This window comes from Frankia sp. AvcI1 (assembly GCF_001420875.1).
GTDB classification, from domain to species: domain Bacteria; phylum Actinomycetota; class Actinomycetes; order Frankiales; family Frankiaceae; genus Frankia; species Frankia alni.
This window is the reverse complement of sequence record NZ_LJFZ01000067.1, coordinates 1-7692: the sequence shown is the minus strand read 5'-3', so window position 1 is coordinate 7692 and position 7692 is coordinate 1. Positions and strand designations below refer to the sequence as shown.

The window sequence follows — 7692 nt, the reverse complement described above, 5'->3', positions numbered from 1 at the left end:
GCGTCGGCGGTGTCGTGGAGGGCTTGGCGGTAGATGGGGTGGGTGGCGTAGAGGGTGTGGCCCATGCGGGGGTACTGGCTGCCCTGGCCGCTGAATGTGAAGGCGAGCTTGCCCAGGCCGGCTTGGCCGGTGATGACGCGGGAGTCCGGGTGGCCGTCGGCGAGCTGGTTCAGGCCGGTGAGCAGTTCGGGGGTGCTGGTGGCGAGGGTGACGGCGCGGTGCGGGAACGCGGTGCGCGTCGCCAGCGCCCGGGCCAGCGCCGGCAGCGGCACACGGGCGGCTCCACCGGCGTCGTTAGCGTCAACGGCGCGATCGGCTCCACCGGCGCCGTTGGCGTGATCGGGGTCGCCGGCACGATCGGGGTCGCCGGCGTTGTGGGTGCGCAGGTGGACGGCCAGGCGGCGGGCCTGGTCGCGTAGCGCCTCCGGGCTGCGCGCGGACAACGGCACCAGCACCGGCAGGGCGGCCCGTTCCGGCTCCGCGTCCGGCCGTCGTTCGGCGCCGTCCGGTCGGTCGGCGCCCTGGCGGTCCACGTCCTGTGGTTGGGCGGCGTGGCTAGGCCGGGCGGGGGCGTTCGAGGCCGGGGTGGCGTCCTGGCCGTCGACGTTCCCCTCGGGCGCGCCGTCGTCCGCCGGGGCCTGCTTGACGGGGGCCTGCTCGATGATGACGTGGGCGTTGGTGCCGCTGACGCCGAACGCCGAGACGCCGGCCCGGCGGGGGGCGCCGGTCTCGGGCCAGGCGCGGGCCTCGGTGAGCAGCTCGACCGCTCCCGTCGACCAGTTCACCTGCGTGGACGGCTCGTCGACGTGCAGGGTGCGGGGCAGCAGGCCGTGCTGGAGGGCCAGGACGGTCTTGATGACACCGGCGGCGCCGGCGGCGGCCTGGGTGTGGCCGATGTTGGACTTGAGACTGCCGAGCCACAGCGGCCGGTCGGTGGGGCGGTTCTGGCCGTAGGTGGCGAGGATGGCCTGGGCCTCGATGGGGTCGCCGAGCGGGGTGCCGGTCCCGTGGGCCTCGACGGCGTCGACGTCGGCGGCGGAGAGGCGGGCGCTGGCCAGCGCGGCGCGGATGACCCGCTGCTGCGACGGGCCGTTCGGCGCGGTCAGGCCGTTGGAGGCGCCGTCGGAGTTCACCGCGCTGCCCCGCACCACGGCCAGGACGGGATGGTTGTTGCGGCGGGCGTCGGAGAGTCGCTCCAGGAGCAGGATGCCGACGCCCTCGGCCCAGCCGGTGCCGTCGGCGGCATCGGCGAAGGCCTTGCAGCGGCCGTCGGGGGACAGCCCGCGCTGGCGGGAGAACTCGATGAACGCCGCCGGCGACGACATCACCGCGACCCCGCCGGCCAGCGCCAGGTCGGCCTCGCCACCCCGCAGCGCCTGACTGGCCAGGTGCAGGGCGACCAGGGACGACGAGCAGGCCGTGTCGACGGTGACCGACGGCCCCTCGAAGCCGAACGTGTAGGAGATCCGCCCGGACAGCACGCTGCCGAGCGTCCCCAGGCCGATGTACGCCTCCAGTTCGTCGGGTATCTCGTGCAGGCGGGCCGCGTAGTCCTGCCCGGCGATCCCGGCGAACACCGCGGTCCGGCTGCCCCGCAGCGTCGTCGGGTCGATGCCCGCCCGCTCGAACGCCTCCCAGGCCGTCTCCAGCAGCAGCCGCTGCTGCGGGTCGGTGGCGAGGGCCTCGCGGGGGGAGATGCCGAAGAACTCGGCGTCGAAGTCGGCGGCGTCGTGCAGGAAGCCGCCGTGGCGGGTGTAGGACTTTCCCGCCGCGTCCGGGTCGGGGTCGAACAGCTCCTCGACGTTCCAGTCCCGGTCCGTCGGGAACTCGCTGATCGCGTCCCGGCCGTCGGCGACCAGCTCCCACAGTTCCTCCGGGGTGGTGACCCCGCCCGGCAGCCGGCAGGCCATGCCCACGATCGCGATCGGTTCCCGGCGGCTCGACTCGACCTCCCGNAGGCGCTTCTGCGCCGTCCGGGCATCGCTGACCGCGCGCTTGAGATACTCGCGGAGCTTGGCGTCGTTGGATGACATGGTCGGTGGCTCCTCAGGATGAACTGNGACGGGGTCAGGAGGACTCGANGTTGTCGTCCAGCAGGGCGAACAACTCGTCGTCGGTGGCGGAGTCGAGGTCGAGGTCGTCGTCGTCGGCCGGGTCCGCGGGGACGACGTCCGCCCACCGGGCGACCAGCGCCCGCAGCCGGGTCACCGCCTCGGCGGTGTCGGCGTTGTCGCCGCCGGTCGCCTCCAGCACCGCCTCCAACCGGTCCAGGACGCGCAACGGCGAGGAGGTGTCCATCGTCTGGGCGGAGCCCAGCTCGCCCGCCAGGAAGTCGGCGATCGCCACGGGGGTCGGGTAGTCGAACACGAGCGTGGCCGGCAGGGTGAGCCCGGTCGCCGCGTTCAGTCGGTTGCGCAGGTCGACGGCGGTCAGCGAGGTGAGGCCCAGCTCGCGGAACGCCCGGGTGGCCCCGACCGTCGCCGGGCTGTCGTGGCCGAGGACCACCGCCGCCTCCGCGCGGACCAGGGTCAGCAGTAGCTCGTCACGCTCGCTCGGGGCGAGCCCGGCGAGCCGCTCGGCCAGACTCGGCCCGCTCGGGGCCGCGGCCAGCCCGGCCAGCGTGCCGTCGCCGCCGGGCCCGTCGGCGACGAGCTCGCCGTCGACGAGCCGGACCGGGGTGGGATCCAGCCAGTAGCGCCGCCGCTGGAACGCGTACGTCGGCAGGCTCACCCAACGGCGGCGCCGAGCCGAACCGTCCGCGGCGCCGGGACTGCCGGCGGTGGCGTGGCTGCCGGCCGTGGCGTGGCCGCCGGCGGTGGCGTGGCTGCCGGTGCCGGGATCGGTGACGGACGCTCCGAGCACGATCCGCCAGTCCACCCTGGCCCCGCGGACCCAGGACTCCGCCAACGCGGCGTGGATCTTGGTGAGGTCGCCGGTGTCGCGGCGCAGGGTTTCGGTGATGGCGACGGGGCCGGGCAGGTCGGGGGTGGTGTCGAGGGTTTCGGCGAGGGCGGTGGTGAGGACGGGGTGGGGGCTGANCTCGATGAACAGGTCGTGGCCGNCNTNGAGCAGGGCGCGGGTGGCNGNNTCGAACAGGACGGGTTGGCGCAGGTTGGTGTACCAGTAGTCGGCGGTGAGGGNGGTGGGGTCGATCCAGTCGGCGGTGACGGTGGACAGGATCGGGATGGCGGCCGGCTGGGGGCGGATGGGCNCGAGGGCGGTGAGCAGCTCGTCCCGGATCGCCTCGACGTGGGGCGAGTGCGAGGCGTAGGTGACCGGCAGGACCCGGGTCCGGGTGCCCCGTTCCCGCACGACGGTGAGCAGCGCATGGAGCTCGGCCTCGTCGCCGGCGACGATCGCCGTGGCGGGGCTGTTGACGGCGGCGACGGACAGGCCCGGGGTCAGCAGCGGCGTGATCTCGTCGACCGGCAGGTTGATCGACGCCATCGCGCCCGGCGAGGTGATGGCGGTCAGGGCCCGGCTGCGCAGGGCGACCACGCGGGCGGCGTCGTCGAGGGTGAGGGCGCCGGCGATGTGCGCGGCGGCGATCTCGCCCTGGCTGTGCCCGACGACGGCCTGCGGGTGGACCCCGTGGTGCTGCCAGAGCCGNGCCAGGGCGACGAGGACGGCGAACAGCGTCGGCTGCACGACGTCGACCCGGTCGAGGGTGGGCGCGTCGGGCCGTTCGTGCAGGACGTCGAGCAGGTTCCAGTCGACGTACGGAGCCAGGGCGGCGGCGACGGCGTCGAGGTGATCGGCGAAGACCGGGCTGGTGGCGAGCAGCTCGCGGGCCATCCCGGCCCACTGGCTGCCCTGGCCGGGGAACACGAACACGGTGGTGGCGGTGGTGTCGGCGGCGCCGCGCACGACGCGGGCGCTGGCCGTCGCGGCAGCCAGCGCGTCCACCGCGCCCAGCAGGCCGTCGCGGTCGGTGCCGAGCACCACGGCCCGCTGCTCGAAGACGGTCCGCGCCGCGACCAGGGCGTCGGCGACGTCCGCCGGGTCGAGCCCGGCGCCGGCGTCGGACCGGACGAACGCCCCGAGCCGGTCCGCCTGCGCCCGCAGCGCGTCCGGCGTGCGGGCCGACAGGATCCACGGCAGCGCCGGGCCGCCGCCCGTCCGCGTCGGCTCGGTGGTCGGCGTCGGCTCGGTCGTCCGCGTCGGCTCGGTGGTCGGCGTCGGCTCGGTCGTCCGCGTCGGCTCGGTGGTCGGCGTCGGCTCGGTCGTCCGGGCCGCGAGGACGTTCCGCTCCGCGGGTGCCTGTTCGATGATGACGTGGGCGTTGGTACCGCTGATGCCGAAGGAGGAGACGGCGGCGCGGCGCGGGCGGTCGGTGTCGGGCCAGGGGGTGGGCTCGGTGAGGAGCGCGACGTCGCCGTCGGTCCAGTCGACGTGGGGGCTCGGTTCGTCGATGTGCAGGGTCTGGGGCAGGGTGCCGTGCTGGATCGCGAGGACGGTCTTGATGATGCCGGCGGCGCCGGCGGCGGCCTGGGTGTGGCCGATGTTGGACTTGAGGCTGCCGAGCCAGAGCGGCCGGTCGGTGGGGCGGTTCTGGCCGTAGGTGGCGAGGATGGCCTGGGCCTCGATGGGGTCGCCGAGTGGGGTGCCGGTGCCGTGGGCCTCGAGGGCGTCGATGTCGGCGGGGTTCAGGTGGGCTGCGGCGAGGGCGGCGCGGATGACCCGCTGCTGGGAGGGGCCGTTCGGGGCGGTCAGCCCGTTGGAGGCGCCGTCCTGGTTGACGGCGCTGCCGCGGATCACGGCGTGGACGGGGTGGCCGTGGCGTTGGGCGTCGGAGAGCCGTTCGACGAGGAGCATGGTGGCGCCCTCGGCCCAGCCGACGCCGTCGGCGGCGGCGGCGAAGGCCTTGCACCGCCCGTCGGGGGACAGTCCGCGCTGCCGGGAGAACTCGACGAACGCCGCCGGGGAGGCCATCAGCGCGACCCCGCCGGCCAGCGCCAGGTCGGTCTCGCCGCTGCGTAGTGCCTGGGCGGCGAGGTGCAGGGCGACCAGCGAGGACGAGCAGGCGGTGTCGATGGTGACCGACGGTCCCTCGAAGCCGAACGTGTAGGAGATCCGNGGGTGGCGTAGAGGGTGTGGCCCATGCGGGGGTACTGGCTGCCCTGGCCGCTGAACGTGAAGGCGAGCTTGCCCGTCCCGGCCTGGCCGGTGATCACAGCTGGGGTGGGCTGGCCGTCGGCCAGCCTGTCCAGGCCGGTGAGCAGTTCGGGGGTGCTGGTGGCGAGGGTGACGGCGCGGTGCGGGAACGCGGTGCGCGTCGCGAGTGCCCGGGCCAGCGCCGGCAGCGGCACACGGGCGGCGTTGCTGGTGGCACCGGCACCGGCGCCGGCGCCGGCGTCGTCAGCGTCATCGGCACCGTCGGCGCCGGTGGTGTGATCGGTGGTGTGGGTGCGCAGGTGGGTGGCGAGGCGGCGGGCCTGGTCGCGTAGCGCCTCGGGGCTGCGCGCGGACAACGGCACCAGCACCGGAAGTGCCTCGACCGCACCCCCATCACCCTGCGGGCCGTCTGCCGGGGCCGCCGGATCGCCCGCTGCGGTCTGGGGATCGGCCGCCTCGGCCGGAGCCGGACCGACGGCGGGGGCGTTCGCGGCCGTGGGGGGTTGTTCGAGGATGACGTGGGCGTTGGTGCCGCTGATGCCGAAGGAGGAGACGGCGGCGCGGCGCGGGCGGTCGGTGTCGGGCCAGGGGGTGGGCTCCGCGAGGAGCGCGACGGCGCCGTCGGCCCAGTCGACGTGGGGGCTGGGGGCGTCGACGTGCAGGGTGCGGGGCAGCAGGCCGTGGTGGAGGGCCAGGACGGTCTTGATGATGCCGGCGGCGCCGGCGGCGGCCTGGGTGTGGCCGATGTTGGACTTGAGGCTGCCGAGCCAGAGCGGTCGGTCGGCGGGCCGCTCGCGGCCGTAGGTGGCGACGATGGCCTGGGCCTCGATGGGGTCGCCGAGCGGCGTGCCGGTGCCGTGGCCTTCGACGGCGTCGACGTCGGCCGGGCCGAGGCCGGCGGCGGCGAGGGCGGCGCGGATGACCCGCTGCTGGGCCGGGCCGTTCGGCGCGGTCAGCCCGTTGGAGGCGCCGTCCTGGTTGACCGCGCTGCCGCGGACGACGGCGAGCACGGGGTGGCCGTGGCGTTGGGCGTCGGAGAGGCGTTCGACGAGGAGCATGGTGGCGCCCTCGGCCCAGCCGACGCCGTCGGCGGCGGCGGCGAAGGCCTTGCACCGCCCGTCGCGGGCGAGCCCGCGCTGCCGGGAGAACTCGATGAACTCGGTGGGCGTTGCCATCACGGCCACGCCGCCGGCCAGCGCCAGGTCGGCCTCGCCGCTGCGTAGCGCCTGGGCGGCGAGGTGCAGGGCGACCAGCGAGGACGAGCAGGCGGTGTCGATGGTGACCGACGGTCCCTCGAAGCCGAACGTGTAGGAGATCCGTCCCGACGCCACGCTGCCGGCGATGCCGGTCCCGAGGTAGCCCTCCAGCTCCGGCGGCACCTCGCGCAGCCGGGTGCCGTAGTCGTGGTACATGACGCCGGCGAAGACGCCGGTGGTGCTGCCGCGAAGGGTGGTGGGGTCGATGCCGGCGCGTTCGATGGCTTCCCAGCTGGTTTCGAGCAGGAGGCGTTGCTGGGGGTCGGTGGCGAGGGCTTCGCGCGGTGAGATGCCGAAGAACTCGGCGTCGAAGTCGGCGGCGTCGTGCAGGAAGCCGCCGTGGCGGGCGTAGGTCTTGCCGGTGGCGTCGGGGTCGGGGTCGAACAGGTCGTCGACGTCCCAGCCGCGGTTGACGGGGAACTCACTGATGGCGTCCCGGCCGCCGGCGACCAGCTCCCACAGTTCCTCGGGCGTGGTGACGCCGCCCGGCAGGCGGCAGGCCATCCCGACGATCGCGATCGGCTCGTCCGTCGCGGCGGGCGTGGCGGACGTGATGCCGGTGCTGTTGCCGGTGCCGGTTGGACGGGCGTCGTCGGCCGCGAGGGTCGTCACGAGATGTGCGGCCAGTGCGTCCGGGGTGGGATGGTCGAAGGTGAGGGTGGCGGGCAGCCGCAGGCCGGTGGCGGTGTTCAGCCGGTTGCGCAGCTCGACGGCGGTCAGCGAGTCCAGGCCGAGGGCGCTGAACGCCCGGTCGGCGGCGATGCCGTCCACGGTGGCGTGCCCGAGCACCGCGGCGATCTCGCGGCGCACCGCGGCGAGCGCCTCGGCCGGCCGGTCGCCCGGCGTCAGCTCGGCGAGCCGGCGGGCGAGCGACGAACCGCCGGGGGCAGTCACCCCGATGCCCGCACCGGCGGCGCGCCGCACCGGGGGGACGAGGGTGCGCAGCAGTGGCGGCACGCCGCGCTGGGCTGACTGGGCGCGGATCGCGGCCAGGTCGAGGGCGGCGGGGACGAGCAGCGGCTCGTCGAGGGTGCCGGCGGCGTCGAACAGGGCGAGGCCGTCGGCGGGCGACAGCGGCCGCAGACCGCCGGCGCCGAGCCTCGCCCGGTCGGCGGCGGTGAGGTTCTCGGTGAGCGTGCTGGTGTCGTCCCAGAGTCCCCAGGCGAGGCTGGTGGCGGGGAGTCCGTGGGCTCGGCGGTGGTGGGCGAGGGCGTCGAGGAAGGTGTTGGCGGTGGCGTAGTTGGCTTGGCCGGGGTTGCCGGTGATGCCGGCGATGGAGGAGTAGAGGACGAAGGCTTTGAGGGGGTGGTGGCGGGTGAGG

The 7692-nt window shown here is 75.2% G+C and carries 2 protein-coding genes and 5 pseudogenes; all 7 read right to left on the bottom strand.

Annotation, left to right across the window (positions count from 1 at the left end):
• A pseudogene (locus tag UK94_RS31655) lies at positions 1–1955 on the bottom strand (beta-ketoacyl synthase N-terminal-like domain-containing protein); the annotation flags it as partial.
• A gap of 127 nt (positions 1956–2082) precedes the next feature.
• A pseudogene (locus UK94_RS72360) lies at positions 2083–3038 on the bottom strand (phosphopantetheine-binding protein); the annotation flags it as partial.
• Positions 3039–3088: 50 nt separating this feature from the next.
• Positions 3089–3140: pseudogene (locus UK94_RS72345) on the bottom strand (hypothetical protein); the annotation flags it as partial.
• 1 nt (position 3141) lies between these two features.
• Positions 3142–3211 (bottom strand): annotated as a pseudogene (locus UK94_RS72340) (hypothetical protein); the annotation flags it as partial.
• A gap of 1 nt (position 3212) precedes the next feature.
• A pseudogene (locus tag UK94_RS72335) lies at positions 3213–3609 on the bottom strand (acyltransferase domain-containing protein); the annotation flags it as partial.
• Position 3610: 1 nt separating this feature from the next.
• The coding region (locus UK94_RS72330; RefSeq protein ID WP_313949629.1) for a type I polyketide synthase at positions 3611–5034 on the bottom strand (1424 nt) is incomplete at its 3' end.
• 43 nt (positions 5035–5077) lie between these two features.
• Positions 5078–7692, bottom strand: a 2615-nt coding sequence (locus UK94_RS34275) for a beta-ketoacyl synthase N-terminal-like domain-containing protein (protein ID WP_157734558.1), incomplete at both ends; no start/stop codon positions are given.